The following is a 19400-nucleotide window of genomic DNA, read 5'->3' as shown; positions in this document are numbered from 1 at the left end:
GCAGCTATGAAATATTTGGCTTATATTATAGATATTCTAGGCATGGTAACCTTAGTTCTAGGGATAGCTTTTTTTATAAAAGCAAAAAAACAAGTAAAAAAAGATACTACAAGAAAGACTATTGAAGTTGAGAAGGCTCATGTAGTAGTTATTGGTGGAGGTACAGGTCAATCAATCTTTCTAAGAGGTCTTAAAAAGATTACACCTAATATTACAGCTGTTGTTACTGTTGCAGACGATGGCGGAGGATCAGGAGTTTTAAGATCGGACTTAGGAATGTTACCACCAGGAGACATTAGGAACTGTTTGTTAGCTCTAGCTAATACTGAACCTACTATGCAAGAAGTAATGCAATATAGATTTGAAGAAGGTGGCCTAAAAGGACAGAGCTTTGGAAATCTTTTTTTGGCAGCTATGAATGGTCAATATGGTAATTTTGAAACGGCTGTTTATAAATTAAGTGAAATTTTTAATATAACAGGTAGGGTTTTACCAGTTACACTGGAAAGTATAGACTTAATTGCCAAACTAAATAATGGAAATATAATAAAAGGGGAATCTAAAATTCCTAGGGAAGTAAGAAATCAAAAAAGTAAAATTGAAGAAGTATACTTAGAGCCTAAAGACGCAAAGCCTTTAAATGAAGTGATTAATTCTATTTACGAAGCTGATTACATTATAATGGGTCCAGGAAGCTTATATACTAGTATAATACCAAATTTATTAGTGGAGGGTGTGGTTGAAGCTATAAAGGGAAGTAAGGCTACAAAGATATATATTCCTAATGTAATGACTCAACCAGGTGAAACTGATGGATATGATGTATTAGACCACATCAAAGCTATAAATAAACATACAAAAGAGAACTTGATTGACTATGTTATAGCTAACGATGAAATAATACCTGATAATCAATTTGAAAAATATAAAAAAGACGGAGCAAATCAGGTGTTATTAGATAAAATGCAAAGAATCGCATTAAAGAATATGGGTATCAAAATAGTCGAGGGAGATTTGATAGAAATTAAAAATGACTATATTAGACATCACGCAGATTCTATATGTGAAGTAATTAATAATTTGGCACTAAGTCATGATTATGACAGGGCAAGGTAAAAAAGGATTTTAGATTTTTATGTAGAAATCCTTATTATTATGTTAGTTTTAAGGAGTGAACATCTATGAGAGAAGAGATTAGTGCCGGTGGGGTGGTGTTATTTGGAAATGCTATTCTTCTACTAAGAAAGTTTAACGGTGATTGGGTTTTGCCAAAAGGAAAAGTAGAAGAAGGCGAAAATAACGAAGAAGCTGCATTAAGAGAAGTGTCAGAAGAAACAGGAGTAAAAGCCGAAACCTTAAAATATCTTGGAGAGATACATTATACTTTCAAAGAAAATTGGGATGAAAATAGAGCTGTTCATAAAACTGTATTTTGGTATTTGATGCAGTCTAAAAATATGGACACAGTACCACAAAAAGAAGAAGGATTTGTGGATGCTAAGTTTATTCATATAGATAGGGTTGTTGATTTAGCAAAATATGATGATGAGAAAGAAATTATAAAGGTGGCTTTAAAAGAAATAAAAAAAAGATTAAAGAAGAGCTAAGATAATAGGTGGTATGTATGTCTTTTTCTACAGAAACGAAAAATGAACTGGCAAGATTAATGCCGGAAAGCTTATGTTATAAAAAAGCTGAGTTATCGGGAATAGCGAAACTAGCTGGTGCTATACAAATTGCTGGGTATAAAAAAATCAACTTGAAAATTTCTACAGAATTAAATTCAGTAGCTAGAAAAGTTTTTAAAATATTAAAATCTGATTTTAATATAAATACAACTATTGTAGTTAATAAAAATCAAATGTTAAAGAGAAATAATAGCTATGTGCTAACTGTGAAAAGTGATATGGGATCTGAAGAGTTAATGAAGACTTTAGGCGTATTAGACAAAAATGAAGATTTTTTACCTTCTCACACAATACCATCTTGGGTATATGAAGATGAGGAATGTAAAAAGGCATTTCTTAGAGGAGCATTTCTAGGTGGAGGCTCAATAAGTGATCCAGAAAAAAATTATCATCTAGAATTTGTTGTTAGTAACGAAGAATTTGCAGAGTCTTTAATGAATTTAATAAACTCATTAGGTTTAAATTCAAAAATAGTATGTAGAAAAAATTCTTATGTTGTATATTTGAAAGAAAGTGAGCAAATATCAGATTTGCTAAGTCTTATAGGAGGTTTTCAAGCTCTTTTAAGTCTTCAAAATACAAAAATATTAAAACAAATGAGAAATGATGTAAATAGAATAGTAAACTGTGAAACAGCTAATCTTTCTAAGACAGTAAATGCGGCAGTAAGACAAGTAGAAAATATAAAATTAATTGAACGAAAAATGGGTATAAGTAAATTACCCCAAAGCTTGCAGCAAATTGCCTTATTAAGAGTAGAAAATGAAGATTTAACATTAAAAGAGTTGGGAGAATTATTAACTCCTCCAATTAGTAAATCGGGTGTAAATCACAGATTAAAAAAATTAGAAGAAATAGCTAATGAGTTGAGAAGTAAAGAGTTTGATAGTGGACATAATAATGAAAATTAATTATTAAGGGGGTTATAATATATAGCCTCTTTTTTTATTCGATAATATGATAAAATAAGTTTATAAATTTAGGAGGTGAGATAATGAATAAAGATTTTATTCATCTTCATGTGCATACGGAGTACAGTTTACTAGATGGATTTTCTAGACTAGATAAACTAATAGGACGAGCAAAAGAGCTAAATATGAAAGCTATCGCCATAACAGATCACGGCTGTATGTTTGGAGCTATAGATTTTTATAAAAAAGCAAAAAAAGCAGGAATAAAGCCAGTTATAGGATGTGAAGTATACACAGCATCTCGTGGCTTAAGGGATAAAGACCCAAACTATGATAAAAAGTACGGTCATTTAGTTTTATTAGCTGAAAATATGACAGGATATAAAAATTTAATAAAATTAGTTTCAACATCTTACGTTGAAGGATTTTATTACAAGCCAAGAGTTGATATAGAAGAATTAAGAAAATATAGCGAAGGAATTATAGCATTATCGGCTTGTTTAGCAGGAGATGTATCAAATAATATTCTAAATAGAAACTATGAAGAAGCCAAAAGATTTGCTTTATTATATAGAGAAATATTTGGAGAAAACAATTTTTATTTAGAAATACAAGACCATCATTTGCCAGAACAAAAAGAAGTAAATGCAGGGCTAGTTAAATTATCAAAAGAAACGGGAATACCTCTTGTTGCAACAAACGACCTGCATTACGTAAATAAGGAAGATTCAAAAACCCATGATGTACTTATGTGTATACAAATGGGCAAAACTTTAAATGATCCAAGTAGAATGAAGTTTGGAAGTGATGAATTTTATTTAAAATCAAGAGAAGAGATGGAACAACTTTTCCCTTATGCAATAGAGGCTTTAGATAATACGGTTAAAATTGCACAAAGATGTAATGTTGAATTTGATTTTAATACTTATCATTTACCAAAATACGATGTACCAGAAGGTTACACAACAGAAAGTTACTTAAGAGAGCTATGCTTTAAAGGATTAGAGGAAAGATATAATAATCCTACACAGGAAGCAATAGATAGATTAAATTATGAAATTGATGTAATTTCAAAAATGGGATATATAGAATACTTCTTAATCACTTGGGACTTCATAAACTATGCAAAAGAAAATAATATAATGGTTGGTCCGGGAAGAGGTAGTGCAGCAGGTTCTATAGTTGCATATACTTTGAGAATAACTGATATAGATCCAATTAAATATTCATTGTTATTTGAACGTTTCTTGAATCCAGAACGTGTATCTATGCCTGATATAGATATCGATTTTTGCTATGAAAGAAGAGAAGAAGTTATAGATTATGTTAAGAGAAAATATGGCGATGATCATGTTGCTCAGATTATAACTTTTGGAACTATGAAAGCAAAAGCAGCTATCAGAGACGTTGGTAGAGTATTAGATATTCCTTATAACAAAGTTGATAAAATAGCAAAAGAAATTCCTTTTGATTTAGGAATGACAATTGATAAAGCATTGGAAGTTAATCCAGAACTAAGAAATTTATATGAGCAAGATGGGGAAACTAAAGAAGTAATAGATATTTCAAAACAGATGGAAGGAATGTTACGACATGCATCTACTCATGCAGCGGGGGTAGTTATATCAAAAAATCCTGTAGATGAATACGTACCATTATATAAGCATCAAGAGTCTGTGAGTACCCAGTTTACAATGACTACTTTAGAGGAATTAGGTCTTTTGAAAATGGACTTTTTGGGGCTTAGAACTCTTACAGTTATAAGAGACGCTCTTGATTTAATAGAAAATAAATATAAAAAAAGAATAGATTTTTCTTCAATGGACTATGATGATCCAAAGGTTTATGAGTTACTTTCCTCAGGAAACACATTAGGAGTGTTCCAATTGGAAAGCTCAGGTATGAGAAGTTTCATGAAACAGCTTAAGCCAAATAACTTTGAAGATATTGTTGCTGGAATATCTTTATACAGACCAGGTCCCATGGATTCTATTCCAACATATATAGAAAATAAGCATAACCCAGATAAAATAACATATATACATGAAAGTTTAAGGCCTATAATGGAAGTTTCTTATGGTTGCTTAGTTTACCAAGAGCAAGTTATGCAAGTTGTTAGGGATTTAGCAGGGTATAGTTATGGTCGTAGTGATTTAGTTAGAAGAGCTATGGGTAAGAAGAAAATGGATGTAATGGAAGAAGAAAGAAAGTACTTCATACATGGAAAAGAAGATGAAAATGGGAATTTAGAAATACAAGGATGTATAAGAAATGGTGTTCCAGAGGATATAGCAAATAAAATATTTGATGATATGATAGATTTTGCAAAATATGCATTCAATAAATCTCATGCAGCGGCTTATGGAGTTATATCTTATGAAACAGCGTATTTAAAAGCATATTATCCAGTGGAATTTATGGCAGCATTAATTACTAGTGTTATGGGTAACACAGATAAAGTTGTTGAATATATAAGAGAATGTAGTGCTTTAGAAATAGAAATATTAAAACCAGATATTAATAAAAGTTTTGGGAAATTCTCCGTTGAAGGACATGATATAAGATTTGGTTTAGCAGCTGTTAAAAATGTTGGAATAAATGTAATTAACAACATTATAAAAGAAAGAGAAGCAAATGGAGACTTTAAAGATTTTGCTGATTTAGTAAAAAGATTAGATTCAAAAGATTTGAATAAAAGAGTATTAGAAAGTTTAATTAAATGTGGAGCTTTTGACAATATTAGTGATAATAGAGCGAGTCTAATGATGGGATACGAAAAATTATTAGAAAGTGTATCTATGGATAGAAAGAAAAATGTCAAAGGACAAATTTCTCTATTTGATGGTCTTCAAATGGGAGAAGAAATTGTAGAAGTTGAACAGGAAGTTAGTTCAATACCTAAGGTAAATGAATTTGAAGAGAGAGAAAGACTAGCATTGGAAAAAGAAGTTTTGGGAATGTATGTTAGTGGTCATCCTCTTGGAGAATATGAAAAAGAATTGAAAAATAACACATCTATAGATAATGGGAAAATCAATGCTTTAAAAGAAGACATGGAAGCATACTTGAATTTAGATGAAAAAGAAGTTATTTTAGGTGGAATGATTGTTAACAAGAGGATACAAACAACTAAAAGAAATGACATTATGGCATTTTTAGAGTTAGAAGATTTATATGGTACTATTGAAGTTATTGTATTTCCTCAAGTTTTAAAACAATATAATACTATCTTAAATGAGGATAATATTATCTATATAAAAGGTAAGCTTAGTATAAAAGAGGAAGAAAATGCAAAACTTATAGCTAGAGAAATTAAAGATATAAGTGATCATGATAATTTTAAAATTAACAATCGAAATAATGTATACACAAAAAATAAAAAGCCACAAGCTACAGGTATTTTTATAAAGGTAGATAATGTAAAAAATCAACAACTTATTAGTTCTATTGAAAAAATATTGCTTCAACATAAGGGAAAAGAAGGTGTTTACATATGTACAGAACATCCTCGAAGAATGTTTAAGTGGACTGATATGGAAGTGAGTATAAACTCTGAATTACAATTTGAATTACAAAAACTATTAGGCATGGAAAACGTTAAGGTTAAAAATTAGCACAAATTGATGTTTTATATAAAAACAGGTGGAAATTTGTGATATAATACACAATATATACAGGTGAAAATGTTTTTGTAAAATTAATAAAAACATGTATACCTAGGGAGTAAAAAATTACAACTCTAAGGACTTAGGATTATTAGGAGGTAGTACTATGAAGACAATAGGAATATTGACTAGTGGTGGGGATGCACCAGGAATGAATGCAGCTATTAGAGCTGTAGTTAGATCAGCCATATACTATGGATGCAAAGTTTATGGTATTAATAGAGGGTATAAGGGTCTTATTGAATCTGACTTAGTTGAAATGAATTTATCATCAGTTGGAGACATTATACACAGAGGTGGAACAATACTTAAATCATCAAGATGCGAAGAGTTTAAAACTGAAGAAGGTAGACAAAAAGCAGTTAAAATTCTTAAGAAATATGAAATAGATTGTTTAGTTGTAATAGGCGGAGATGGTTCTTTCAATGGAGCACAAAAACTTAGTGATTTAGGTTTTCCAGCTATAGGTATACCGGGAACAATTGATAATGATTTAGCTTATACAGATTATACAATAGGTTTCGATACAACATTAAACACTATAGTAGATGCTATAAGTAAAATAAGAGATACTTCTTCTTCTCATGAAAGAGTTAATATAGTTGAAGTTATGGGAAGACATTGTGGAGATTTAGCCTTATATTCTGGGTTAGCTGGTGGTGCTGAAACAATAATAGTTCCAGAAATAGATTATAAAATAGAAGATATATGCTTAAGATTAGAAACTACTAAAAAAAGAGGTAAGAGACACAGCATAATAGTATTAGCAGAAGGTGTTGGAAACGCTAATGATATTGGAAAAGAAATAGTTGAAAGAACTGGTGTTGACCTTAGAGTAACAGTATTAGGACATGTTCAAAGGGGTGGAAGTCCAACAGTTTCAGATCGTTTATTAGCAAGTAGATTAGGAGTAAAAGCAGTTGAATTACTTCTAGATGGTAAATCTGCTAGGGTAGTAGGAATAAGAGATGATAAGATAATAGATATGGAAATACATGAAGCTTTAGCTATGAAAAGAGATTTTGACAAGCAAAGTTATCAAATGGCTCAAATACTATCTATATAATACATTTAGGAGGATATAATATAATGCTTAAGAGTGCTAAAAAAACAAAAATAGTTTGTACTTTAGGACCAGCTTCTCAAAGTGAAGAAACATTAACTAAATTAATGGAAAATGGTCTTAATGTTTGTAGATTTAACTTTTCTCACGGTTCTCATGAAGAACATAAGGAAAGAATGGATGCGGTAAAAAAAGTTAGAGAAAAACTTAACAAACCAGTTGCAATATTACTTGATACTAAAGGTCCAGAAATAAGAACTGGAAACTTTGCAGATCCAGAAGTTTTCCTTGAAGAAGGAAGCAAATTTACAATAACTATGGCAGATGTTATGGGGACAAAAGAAATCTGTACAGTTAGTTACAAAGGATTAGCTGATGACGTTGTAAAAGGTGACTTAATATTAATAGATGATGGCCTTGTTGGATTAAGAGTTGAAGAAGTTGTTGGGGAAGAAATTCACTGTATAGTTGAAAACTCAGGTATTGTTAAAAACCACAAGGGCGTAAACGTTCCCGGTGTAAAAATAAACTTACCAGCATTAACTCCTAAGGATATATCAGATATAGAATTTGGTATAACTCAAGGAATAGATTTTATAGCAGCGTCATTTGTTAGAAAAGCATCTGATGTTCTTGCTATAAGGGAAGTTCTAGAAAATAACGATGCTACTTATATACAAATAATATCAAAAATAGAAAACCAAGAAGGTGTAGATAATTTAGATGAAATACTACAAGTTTCTGATGGTTTAATGGTTGCTAGAGGTGACTTGGGGGTTGAAATACCAACTGAAGAGATGCCTATAGTACAAAAAGAAATGATCAAAAAATGTAATGAATTAGGAAAACCAGTTATAACAGCTACTCAAATGCTTGATTCTATGATAAGAAACCCAAGACCTACAAGAGCTGAAGTAACTGACGTTGCCAATGCTATATATGACGGAACGGATGCAATAATGTTATCTGGAGAAACTGCTGCAGGTAAATATCCAGTAGAAGCAGTTAAAACAATGGCTACAATAGCAAAAAGAATAGAAGAAACTTTAGATTATGATAATATTTTAAGAAGCAAAGGATTAAACAATACAAATGTTACAGATGCAATAAGTTATGCTACTTGCACGACAGCTAAAAGTTTAACTGCTTCAGGAATAGTTACATCAACATCTTCAGGACATACAGCTAGAATGGTTTCTAAATTTAGACCAAATACTCCGATTATAGCTGCTACTCCAAATGAAAGAACTAGTAGACAGTTATCATTAAGTTGGGGTGTTTATACAGTAAACTGTCAACAAGCAGGAAATACAGATGATCTTATAGATAACTCAATAGAAGCAAGTAAAAATGAAGGGTTTATCCACGATGGAGAGTTAGTTGTCATAACTGCTGGAGTTCCAACTGGAGTAAGTGGAACAACTAATTTAATAAAAGTACATGTTGTAAGTGAAGAAATATGCCAAGGTATAGGCATAGGAAGAACTACAATTGAAGGTAATGTACGTATAGTAAAAAGTGGAGAATCTTGTGAGAATTTCAACGAAGGAGATATATTAGTTACTAGTATGACTGATAAAGAAATGAATCCATATATAGAAAAAGCTGCTGCGATTGTAACAGAAGATGGTGGAATGACTTCTCATGCTGCAATAGTTGGAATAAACTTAGGAAAACCAGTTATTGTATCTGCTACTAATATATTATCAAATGTTGAAGATGGAGAAATAATAACAGTTGATACTACAAGAGGAGCTGTATATAGAGGCTCAAGTAGAGTTTTATAAGAATAAAATAAGAAAATGATTAATATATTTTAATATAGTACATTAATATTTTATTAAAACATGATTTATATGACTAAAAATAATTCGAAGAGAATGATTGCATGTTGTGGTAAATGATGGTACTATTATATAAAATGACCACTCAGATAATACTAAAGTCTTAGTGGTTATTTTTATAAACTGAATAATCAGAATATTTACAAAAATATGAATATATTGACAAAACAAGGGGTTTAGTCTGATTATTTCTTTTGGGTTTTATTTTCCGTCATATTAAAAATAAAAAGGAGGGAGTATTAAATGGCAGAAAACAGAGAACAATGGGGTTCTAAGATAGGTCTTATCTTAGCAATGGCAGGAAATGCTGTTGGATTAGGGAATTTCTGGAGATTTCCCTATATAGCTGCTACAAATGGTGGTGGCGCATTTATGATACCATATTTCTTCGCACTAATAGTTATAGGTATACCTGTAATGTTAATAGAGTGGAGCATAGGGCGTTATGGTGGAGCACATGGACATGGAACGGTAGGTCCAATGATTTATTTACAAGCTAAAAAAGCTGTAAAACCAAAAACTGCAATTATACTTGGAGCTCTTGCAGGAGCTATAGCATTTGGAGTTACTTTACTAGTTAACTCTTATTATACTCATATAATAGGTTGGTCACTAGGATACGCAGTACAATCACTAACAGGTGGTTATGTAGGTGTAGATGGTCCTACATTCTTTGTAAATTATATAACTGATCCTAAAATGTTGATATTCTGGGTAATATCACTAGCATTACTTGGATGGGCAGTTATGAAAGGTGTGTCTGAAGGTATAGAAGCTTGGGCTAAAGTAATGATGCCAACAATATATATATTTGGTATTATACTTGTGATAAGAGCTATGACATTAGGTGCTCCAGTTAATCCTGATTGGTCATCAATGAATGGATTAAACTTTGTATGGAATCCTGATTTGAGTAAATTAACTTCTGCTTCAGTAGTAACTGCAACAGGTCAAATATTCTTCACATTATCTTTAGGTATGGGGATTATTTGTAACTATGCATCTTACTTACAAGCAGATGAAGATATAGTAACAGCATCAGTTGCTACAATATCATTAAATGAATTTGCCGAAGTTATACTTGCTGGTACTTCTGTTATACCTATTTCTTATGCTTTCCTTGGACCAGAAGGTATAAAAGGTAGTATAGGACTTGCATTTATGGCATTGCCAAATGTATTTGCTGATATGACTGGTGGTAGAATATTTGGTGCTGTATGGTTCTTCTTATTATTCTTTGCTGGATTTACTTCAGCTATAGCAATGTACAACTACCTAGTTGCATTACTAGAAGAAGATATGGGAATAGAAAGAAAGAAAGGCGCTATAATTATATTCGTAGCATATTTAATAGTTGGTACTCCAATAGCATTAGAATCAATAATGACAGGAACTGCTAACTTGTTCTACTTCACAGAAGTTGATAACTGGATAGGGAACTACTTATTAATCGTTCTTGGATTAATAGAAGTTATAGTTGTAGCTTGGCTAGTTAGAGACCCTGCATTAGAAGAAATGAATAAAGGTGGTTTATGGAAAGTACCAAAATGGTTCTTTAGATTATTCCACCAATTCTTAACACCAGTATGTATAATAGTATTCTTAGCTATATTTACTAAAGACTATGCATTAGCTGGCAACTTTAAAGCAATACCATCTTATATGGCTGGTAATGAGCAGTTTGTTGTTTGGGTAAATCTTGCTAGAGCTGTAGTAGTATGTATATTGATAGTTGGATTTATACAAACATATAAATCTATTAAGTCTAAATATACTTCTGAAATAGAGAATAATAAAGTAGAAGCTTAATAAAATTATAGATTAATTTTAAAGGATGGTGAATATAATGACAGGGTTTGCTTGGACTTTTATGTCAATAGCTTGGGTTATTATATTAGGTTTTGCTGGAATGGCATTAAATAAGATAGTAAGCCAAGGGAAATAGATTTTTAATAGTAAAAAGTAGTTAAAATAAAAAGAACCCTACAAAACGTAGGGTTCTTTATATAAATAATGAAGATGAACTTATAAATAATATTATAAAAATGTAGAAGTAATAATGTCTATATAGTATCATAAATATAAAAGGGGGGTGCTTGTATGAGTACAGGATTAGTAGTTATGACAATTAGCCAATTAATCTCTGAAACGAAGAAGTTCAAGGGCATAAAAGAAAGAAAATCACAAAAGTATTTGTCTGATTTAGAAAAGCTAAAAACTGAATATGAGAAGATAGAAGTACCAGAATATTTTAGTAAACAATATAATCAGCTTAATGGAAAAGGTAAAGAATTAATTAAGGATATGAGAATGGGTAGAGATACTCAAGGTATTCAAAATGATTTACCAATATATATAAGATATTTGAAGGCATCTTTAAGAGATTTTAAAGGTGAAACAAATGTATTAAAAAATTATTTGTTAGCATTTTATTTAACGGCTGCATTATTTTTAGCTTTAACACCTCAATTTTATGGATATATGTTACCGTTATTATTTTTAGTACCAATTGTATTGGGGGTTAAAGGTAGTAAACAAAGATCAATTAATGGATTTTATATGAGTATGAGTATAGTACCTATGGGAATTATGACAGCAGTTACATGGATGAGATATGGATACCAAGCAATGCAAAACTTTAATTATTATGTTGGGCAAATTGTAAATAGCGGATTATCACAAGGTTTAGCAGAAAAACTAGTGTACGTAGGCTCTATTGGAGGAATTATTTTATTTATACTTGCATGCACACAATTTTATCTAGGATTAAAAAATAGAGATTTATTTATATAAGGACTTTAATAGTCCTTATTTTTTTGATAAAATAAATGTTTGAAGTCTAAATTTAATTGTTCGGAGGAAAAACCTATGTTGTCAAAAGATAAAATGTACGTTGTAGAGATAGTTGATATAGGTCAAGGTGGAGTTGGAATTGGTAAATTCGAAGGATTTACAGTTTTTGTAGATGGCGGATTAGTAAAAGATAAGATTAAGGTTAAGATAACTAAATCAAAAAAGAACTATGCCGTTGGAGAAATAGTTGAGATACTGGAACCATCACCATATAGAGTTGAAAGAAAATGTAGCAAAGAGCTTAAAGAATGTGGTGGATGTCAAATTCAAGAATTAGATTACAAAGAACAGCTTAATGTAAAAACTAATGAAGTTAAACAAGTTATAAGTAGAATTGGAAAACTTGATGATGTGGTAATTCATAATGCTTTAGGAATGGAAGAACCTTTTAGATATAGAAATAAAGCTCAATTTCCTATTCAAAAAGTAGATGGAGTGCCTGTAATTGGTTTTTATAAAAAGAAGAGCCATGATATTATACCTACAGATCAATGTATTATACAGCACGATGTAAATGATAAAATAATTAAAATAATTAAAACTTATATAAGAGCTTATAAAGTTAGTATATATGATGAAAAAACTCATACAGGAGTTTTAAGACATTTAGTAACAAAGGTAGGTTTTACTACTAAAGAAGTTATGGTAGTATTAGTTGCCAACGGAAGAAAATTGCCATACTTAAATGAATTAGCATCTGTGTTGAAGGAAAATATACCGGGATTTAAAACTTTGGTAGTTAACGTAAATAGAGAAAAAACTAATGTAATATTAGGAAATGAAAATAGAGTAATTTATGGAGACGGAAAAATTAATGATAATATAGGAGATTTAGTATTCGAAATATCACCATTATCATTCTTCCAAGTAAATCCTGTACAAACAGAAGTATTATATAATAAAGCATTAGAATATGCTAATTTAGGAGAAAATGATACAGTTTTTGATATATACTGTGGAATCGGAACTATTTCATTATTCTTAGCGCAGAAAGCTAAAAAAGTATATGGAATAGAAATTGTAGAAGAAGCAATAAAAGATGCAAAGATAAATGCAAAGATAAATAATTTAGATAATGTGAAATTCTATGTGGGAAAAGCTGAAGAGGTTGTTCCAAAAATGTATAAACAAGGAAAGCGTGCTAATGTAGTTGTTGTTGACCCACCTAGAAAGGGTTGTGATGAAAAGGTATTAGACACAATTGTATCCATGGAACCAGATAGAGTAGTTTATGTTTCATGCAGTCCATCAACTTTAGCGAGAGATTTAAATTATTTAGATGAAAGAGGATATAAATGTTTAGAGGTACAACCGGTAGATATGTTCCCTCATAGTGTTCATATTGAAAATGTAGCCCTTATAGTTAAGAAAAAATAAAAAGTAGAGAAATTAATTTCTCTACTTTTTATTTTTATATAGTAATGTATTATAAATCTATATCTATAGAACCTTCATTTTCAAGAGCGTGTTTATATATGGCTTCAGCAGCACATAAATCAAATAAGCCAATTCCAACAGATTTGAAAATAGTAGTAGAATTTAATAAATCATCATTTAATTCATTAAGTTGAAGAACTTTACCTAAAGTTTGAACATCTTCTTTTTTAATTAAATTCTCTTTAACAGGTATCCCTAGATCACCACTTTCTTCTATGGCGAATAAAGTATCTGTATAAATATGATCAGCTGCTTTAATTGCAGCATTAGAAAATTCTCTAGTATGTGGTTGATAAGATCCTATTCCAATTATATGTTTTCCTTTATATAAATCAACTTCATCAGGAATAACAGGATTTGCTGATGTAGTAGCACATATTATTATGTCGCTTTTCTCTACAGCATCTTTACTAGAATTACTTCTGTGGAAGTTTACATTAGGAAGTAATAGTTGTAACTTTTCTATGAAAGAGTTTACTTTTGACTCTGTTCTACTATATACGTACACGTCTTTTATTGGTCTAACAGCGCATGTAGCTAACACTTGAAATACTGATTGAACTCCAGAACCGATTATGGCTATAGATGAAGCATCTCTTTTTGCTAAATACTTTGCAGATACACCACCGACACACCCTGTTCTTAATGCAGTTAAGTATGTACCGTTTAATAAAGCTAAAGGTTTACCTGTATTAATGTCATTTAATAAAGTAACACCTTGTGTTACAGCTTCGCCTATTTCACTGTTTTTAGGATAAACAGTTATTAACTTTGTAGAAAAATAGTCCTCTTTAAAACAAGGCATTAATAAAAAAGGATTTTCGTCTTCACCTAAGTGGATACGATCTGGTTGGATAAAGTTGCCAGACTCTTGTATTAATAATGCTTTTTCTATAGAACCTAATACATCTTCAATTGTTATATTTTGCTCCATGTATTTTTCATTGATGATTAACATATGTTTTTCACTCCCCCTTAATTTGTATTCTTATTTTATTATAAATGTAAAAAAATCTAAAGTAAATTGATATTTATATTAATAAGAACATAAAAATATATTAGATAAGAACTATATAACTGATATATTGTACACTAATAATAATATTTTTAATAAATATGATACACAATATTGTTAAGTAAATAAAAATGTACTACAATATATGGTGAATAGTATGCATGATAATTAGAGGATTAAAAAATGGGAGGCTAATAAGCATGGTGGAGATAAAAAAAGATAGTAGTGAAATTCAAGTTTGTAACAAGTGTGGAGAAATTAACTATGACGGTGTTAATTTTTGCCAGGATTGTGGCGGTATGTTAAATGATTTTACTCATGTATTTTGTGAGGTTTGTGGGGAAAAAAATTCAATAGAAAACAAAACTTGTACAGAATGCAAAAACATACTTTAAATTATAACAATATATATTAATCATAGATAAATTAGAAATAAACTCCTTTTTTGAAAGGAGTTTATTTTTTACCTTGGATTTAGTATATAATATTATTAATAAGTTTACGAACTACAATAAGAGGGTAAACATATAGAAAATACATATGATAAAAAAATAACAACAGTGAAATGTGGACTAAAATTTAAAAAGTTATATATAAAAAGGGAGGCCAATTATGGATTTTAAGGAATTAAAAAAAGATTTTTATTGGGCAGGGGTGTTAGATAAGGATTTAAGAGTTTTTGACATTATTATGGAAACAGAGTTCGGTACTACTTATAATTCTTATGTGTTAAAAACAAATGATAAAGTTGTATTATTTGAGACAGCTAAAGCTAAATTTTTTGACTCTTATTTAGAGAGTTTGAAGGAAATAGTAAACATAAGTAAAATTGATTATATTGTGGTTAATCATACTGAACCAGATCATGCAGGTAGTGTAGAAAAATTAATAGACCTAAATCCTAATATAAAAGTAGTAGGAAGCACAGTAGCGATAAATTTCTTAAAAAATATAGTTAATCATGACTTCTATAGTTTGACTGTTAAGGATAAGGATACCTTAAAAGTTGGAGACAAAACCCTAAGATTTATTTCGGTACCACACTTACATTGGCCAGATACTATGTACACTTATATAGAGGAAGACGAAACTTTAATTACATGTGATTCATTTGGTGCTCACTATTGTTTGGATGATGTAGTATTAAGTAAAGTAACTGATAATGAAGGATATATGAGAGCTGCAAAATATTACTTTGATAATATAATAGGTCCATTTAAACCACATATGTTAAAAGCATTAGATAAAATAAAAGATTTAAAAGTAAATATGATTTGTACAGGGCATGGGCCTGTAATAGATTGTAGAATTGATGAAATAAAAGAAACTTATAAAAAATGGTGTACAGTTATAAATCCTAATACAAGAAAAACAGTAATAATACCTTATGTTAGTGCCTACGGATATACAAAAGAATTGGCCCATGAAATAGAAAAAGGTATAAAAGATAGTGGAGATATAGATGTTAGAATTTATGACTTGGTTGAAAGTGATGCATCTAAGGTGTTAGAAGAAATAAGCTTTGCAGATGGACTATTATTTGGAACACCAACAATTGTTGGAGAAGCACTAAAACCTATTTGGGATTTAACAACTTCAATATTTGCAGGAACTCATGGAGGAAAACTTGCCAGTGCTTTTGGTAGTTATGGCTGGAGTGGAGAAGGAGTACCTCATATTCTAGAAAGATTAAAACAACTTAAAATGAAAGTGATAGATGGATTTAGAGTTAAGTTTAAACCAGGCAAAAAAGATTTGAAAGATGCTTATGAATATGGATTTAACTTTGGATGTATATTATTAAATAAAGAAAATAAAAAAGCTAAAAATAAATCTACAGAAACACCACTTGTTAAATGTGTAGTTTGTGGAGAAATATTTGATGCGAGTCTGGATATATGCCCAGTATGTGGTGTGGGAAGAGAGAACTTTATACCAGTTAATGTGGAAGAAATCAACTTTAAGAAAGATACAAAGGAGATATTTTTAATCCTTGGTAATGGTGCTGCAGGAATAAATGCTGCAAAAGCTATAAGGGAAAGAAACAACACTTGTAATATAGTTATGATATCAAATGAAAATGTATTGAGCTACAACAGACCAATGCTTACTAAGAGTATGATTGCTAAATTTGATGCTGATCAACTTGCTATTTACAATGAAGAATGGTATAAGGAAAATAATATAACTAATATATTAGATAAAAACGTAATAGATATAAATACAGAAGGAAAAGTAGTAACTTTAGATGGTGATATTAAACTTAAATATGATAAATGTATTTATGCAATGGGTGCAGAATCATTTATACCACCAATTTCTGGACATGAGAAAGAAGGAGTAATAGCAATTAGAAGAATTTCTGATACTGATAAAATAAATGAAGCTCTTCCAAATGTTAAAAATGCAGTTGTAATTGGTGGAGGAGTACTGGGATTAGAAGCAGCTTGGGAACTTTGTAAAGCAAAATGTAATGTAACTGTATTAGAGCTTGCACCTGGCCTAATGCCTCGTCAATTAGATGAAAAATCAGGTGGATTTTTAGCTAATATAATTAAAGGTACAGGAATAGATTTAAAATTAAACGTTAAAATTGATAGTATTGAAGGTAAAGAAAGTGTTACAGGAGTAAAACTTGGTGATGGAAACATAATACCAGCAGACTTAGTAGTAGTATCTTGTGGAGTTAGAGCGAACACATCTTTGGCATCAACTTGTGGAATAAATGTAAATAAGGCAGTAATAGTAAATGAAAAAATGGAAACTAATAAATCGGATATATATGCATGTGGAGATTGTGCAGAATTTGAAAATATAAATTATGCTATATGGCCACAAGCTGTAGAAATGGGAAAAGTTGCAGGAGCAAATGCATCTGGAGATTCTTTAACATATGAAACAGTTAGTGCAGGACTTACTTTTAATGGAATGGATACTTCTTTATTTGCAATAGGAGACAATGGAAAAGATCCAAATAAAAAATACAAAACAGTAGAATTTGCAGATGAACAAAAACAAACTTATGAAAAATACTATTTTGTAAATAATCGCTTAAGTGGAGTTACACTAATAGGTGATACAAGTAAATTAGTTGATTTAACTATGGCAGTAGAAGAAAATAGACTATTCAATAAAATTTTTAAATAAAATTATATGTAAAGAGAAAACCTCTAAGTTATAAATACTTAGAGGTTTTTATAATGAAACTTTAAATAAAGTATAAAAGAAGGTCAGGTAATAACTATAATATGTATATAATATAAATATGTTCTATTTAATTTTGAAAGTAAGAATAATTTATAGAATAAAACAAATAGTATTTAAAGAATAAGAGGAGAGGTATGTTTGATTTTAAGGGAGCTATATTTGATTTGGATGGAACTTTAATTGACTCTATGGGAGTATGGGAGAAAATAGATAAAGAATTTTTTAAAAAAAGAAATATAGATATGCCATCTGACTATATAGAAAAAATAAATTCAATGAGTTTTGAGAAAGTAGCACAGTATACTATAGAAAGATTTAATTTAAAAGAAAGAGAAGAGGATCTTATAAAAGAATGGAATGAAATGGCTATATATGAGTATTCAAATAATATTACTCTAAAGCCAAATGTAAAAGAATATTTGGAGAAATTGAAAGAAAATAATATTAGAATGGGACTATCAACGTCATCTCCAAAAATACTTTATGAATCTGTACTAAAGAATAATCATATATATGAATATTTTGATGTACTGGTTTCTTTAGAAGATGTAAAACGAGACAAAAATTATCCAGATATATATTTATTAACTGCAGAAAGATTAGACCTTAATCCACAAGATTGTGTTGGTTTTGAGGATGTTTTAGTAGGAATAAATACTCTTAAAAAGGCTTATTTCAAAACCGTAGGTGTATATGATAAATATGCAGATTCAGAGATTGAAGATATAAAAGAAATAAGCGATAAATTCATATACAATTTTAAGGATATAATGTAGTAAATTTTGTTTTAAAGACAAAAAATAAGGTATATGTTAACATATACCTTATTTTTTATCTATTTTGCAGCAACTAGAAATAATCTTTCATAATTAAATAAAACAGAACCATTAGGTCTTGGGAAATATACATTTTTAAGTTTAATATAGAAGTTGTTTTTAAAATTTGAAATTATTTCTTCATCTGGGAATGCATCTAAATAAGGGACTAAAGTTGTGCTTTCATACCATTTTAAGATATCGTCTAAGCTATTCATGGCATGAGTGTATGTAGTAGACCAAATGTAGATGCTTTCTGGATTAAATAATGAAGAAAGAATATCATAGTAATACTCTTTAGATTTAGTATTAAATCTTAAATTTTTATTATCTAAATATTGCTTGTATTTTTTTACATGCTCTAATTCATACAATGCTTGTTGGGCTTTAACTTCGTCAACTAAGGGCAATTGTATAGAAAGTACACCTTTATCTTCAAGAGAATTATACAAAGATTTTATTAAATTTTCATGATCGGGAATTCGTTGAATAGCGGCATTAGAAAATATGATATCAAATTTACCTAGAGCAGATAAATCATCTGTTACATCTTGTAAAATAAATTTAGTATCATCATATAAGCTTCTAGCTTTTTCAATCATAGCTTTTGAATTATCAATGCCTATTATTTCTGAATTAGGCCATCTTTTCTTTAGCTGGTGAGTGCTATTACCAGAACCGCATCCAACATCGAGTATTTTTTTTGGATTTATTACCTCTATTCTTGATATTAAATCTTTAGCAGGTAATGTTCTCTCTTTTTCAAATTTTAAATAAAGATCTGGATTCCAATCTAACATTTAAAGTCCCCCTTTTTAATGGAATTATTGTAATAATTCTTATAATTAGAAAATAGCATGTTATTAATAGAAATGCAAGAAAAAAATGGATGAATTCAATTT

The 19400-nt window shown here is 29.9% G+C and carries 14 protein-coding genes; 12 read left to right on the top strand and 2 right to left on the bottom strand.

The window, feature by feature from the left end; translation table 11 throughout:
* The first annotated feature begins 6 nt into the window (after positions 1-6).
* The 9 genes from JW646_RS07875 (at position 7) to rlmD (ending at position 13401) form a co-directional block, all read left to right on the top strand.
* Positions 7-1116, top strand: coding sequence for a gluconeogenesis factor YvcK family protein (locus tag JW646_RS07875; RefSeq protein WP_074919633.1), 1110 nt, complete (start codon positions 7-9; stop codon positions 1114-1116).
* Positions 1117-1181: 65 nt separating this feature from the next.
* Positions 1182-1607 (top strand): NUDIX hydrolase, encoded by a 426-nt coding sequence (locus JW646_RS07870; RefSeq protein WP_074919632.1) that lies wholly within the window; start codon positions 1182-1184, stop codon positions 1605-1607.
* 17 nt (positions 1608-1624) lie between these two features.
* Positions 1625-2599, top strand: a complete 975-nt coding sequence (whiA, locus tag JW646_RS07865) for a DNA-binding protein WhiA (protein ID WP_228417208.1) — start codon at positions 1625-1627, stop codon at positions 2597-2599.
* Between the two features lie 83 nt (positions 2600-2682).
* The gene (locus tag JW646_RS07860) at positions 2683-6213 is read left to right on the top strand and encodes a DNA polymerase III subunit alpha (RefSeq protein WP_228417207.1); all 3531 of its coding nucleotides are present in this window, start codon (positions 2683-2685) and stop codon (positions 6211-6213) included.
* Positions 6214-6370: 157 nt separating this feature from the next.
* Positions 6371-7330 carry a 6-phosphofructokinase gene (gene pfkA, locus JW646_RS07855; protein ID WP_228417205.1) on the top strand — a complete coding sequence of 320 codons (960 nt, stop codon included), beginning with the start codon at positions 6371-6373 and terminating at the stop codon, positions 7328-7330.
* 23 nt (positions 7331-7353) lie between these two features.
* Positions 7354-9114, top strand: a complete 1761-nt coding sequence (gene pyk, locus JW646_RS07850; protein WP_074919628.1) for a pyruvate kinase — start codon at positions 7354-7356, stop codon at positions 9112-9114.
* 300 nt (positions 9115-9414) lie between these two features.
* The gene (locus tag JW646_RS07845) at positions 9415-10980 is read left to right on the top strand and encodes a sodium-dependent transporter (protein ID WP_148557022.1); all 1566 of its coding nucleotides are present in this window, start codon (positions 9415-9417) and stop codon (positions 10978-10980) included.
* A gap of 291 nt (positions 10981-11271) precedes the next feature.
* On the top strand, positions 11272-11964 hold the full coding sequence (locus JW646_RS07840) for a hypothetical protein (protein WP_074919626.1): 693 nt from the start codon (positions 11272-11274) through the stop codon (positions 11962-11964).
* Positions 11965-12039: 75 nt separating this feature from the next.
* Positions 12040-13401 (top strand): 23S rRNA (uracil(1939)-C(5))-methyltransferase RlmD, encoded by a 1362-nt coding sequence (gene rlmD, locus JW646_RS07835; RefSeq protein ID WP_228417203.1) that lies wholly within the window; start codon positions 12040-12042, stop codon positions 13399-13401.
* Between the two features lie 49 nt (positions 13402-13450).
* Here the strand turns inward: rlmD and JW646_RS07830 are convergent, their stop codons facing one another.
* Positions 13451-14419: an ornithine cyclodeaminase family protein gene (locus tag JW646_RS07830; protein ID WP_228417201.1), complete on the bottom strand. Its 969-nt coding sequence runs from the start codon at positions 14417-14419 to the stop codon at positions 13451-13453.
* 257 nt (positions 14420-14676) lie between these two features.
* Between JW646_RS07830 and JW646_RS07825 the strand changes: the two genes are divergently transcribed.
* From JW646_RS07825 to JW646_RS07815, 3 genes are all read left to right on the top strand, one after another.
* Complete coding sequence (locus JW646_RS07825; protein WP_074919623.1) at positions 14677-14871, top strand: double zinc ribbon domain-containing protein; 195 nt, start codon at positions 14677-14679, stop codon at positions 14869-14871.
* A gap of 217 nt (positions 14872-15088) precedes the next feature.
* On the top strand, positions 15089-17623 hold the full coding sequence (locus tag JW646_RS07820; protein ID WP_228417200.1) for an FAD-dependent oxidoreductase: 2535 nt from the start codon (positions 15089-15091) through the stop codon (positions 17621-17623).
* A 194-nt stretch (positions 17624-17817) separates the two neighbouring features.
* Positions 17818-18459, top strand: coding sequence for an HAD family hydrolase (locus JW646_RS07815; protein ID WP_228417198.1), 642 nt, complete (start codon positions 17818-17820; stop codon positions 18457-18459).
* Positions 18460-18518: 59 nt separating this feature from the next.
* Here JW646_RS07815 and JW646_RS07810 read toward each other — a convergent pair whose 3' ends face one another.
* Positions 18519-19298, bottom strand: coding sequence for a methyltransferase domain-containing protein (locus tag JW646_RS07810; protein WP_074919620.1), 780 nt, complete (start codon positions 19296-19298; stop codon positions 18519-18521).
* Between the last annotated feature and the right edge of the window lie 102 nt (positions 19299-19400).

Origin of the sequence: Terrisporobacter hibernicus, assembly GCF_020809405.1 — a bacterium.
In the GTDB taxonomy this organism is placed as follows: Bacteria; Bacillota; Clostridia; order Peptostreptococcales; family Peptostreptococcaceae; genus Terrisporobacter; species Terrisporobacter petrolearius.
The sequence above is the reverse complement of the archived record's forward strand: the minus strand, read 5'-3'. Positions and strand labels throughout refer to the sequence as shown.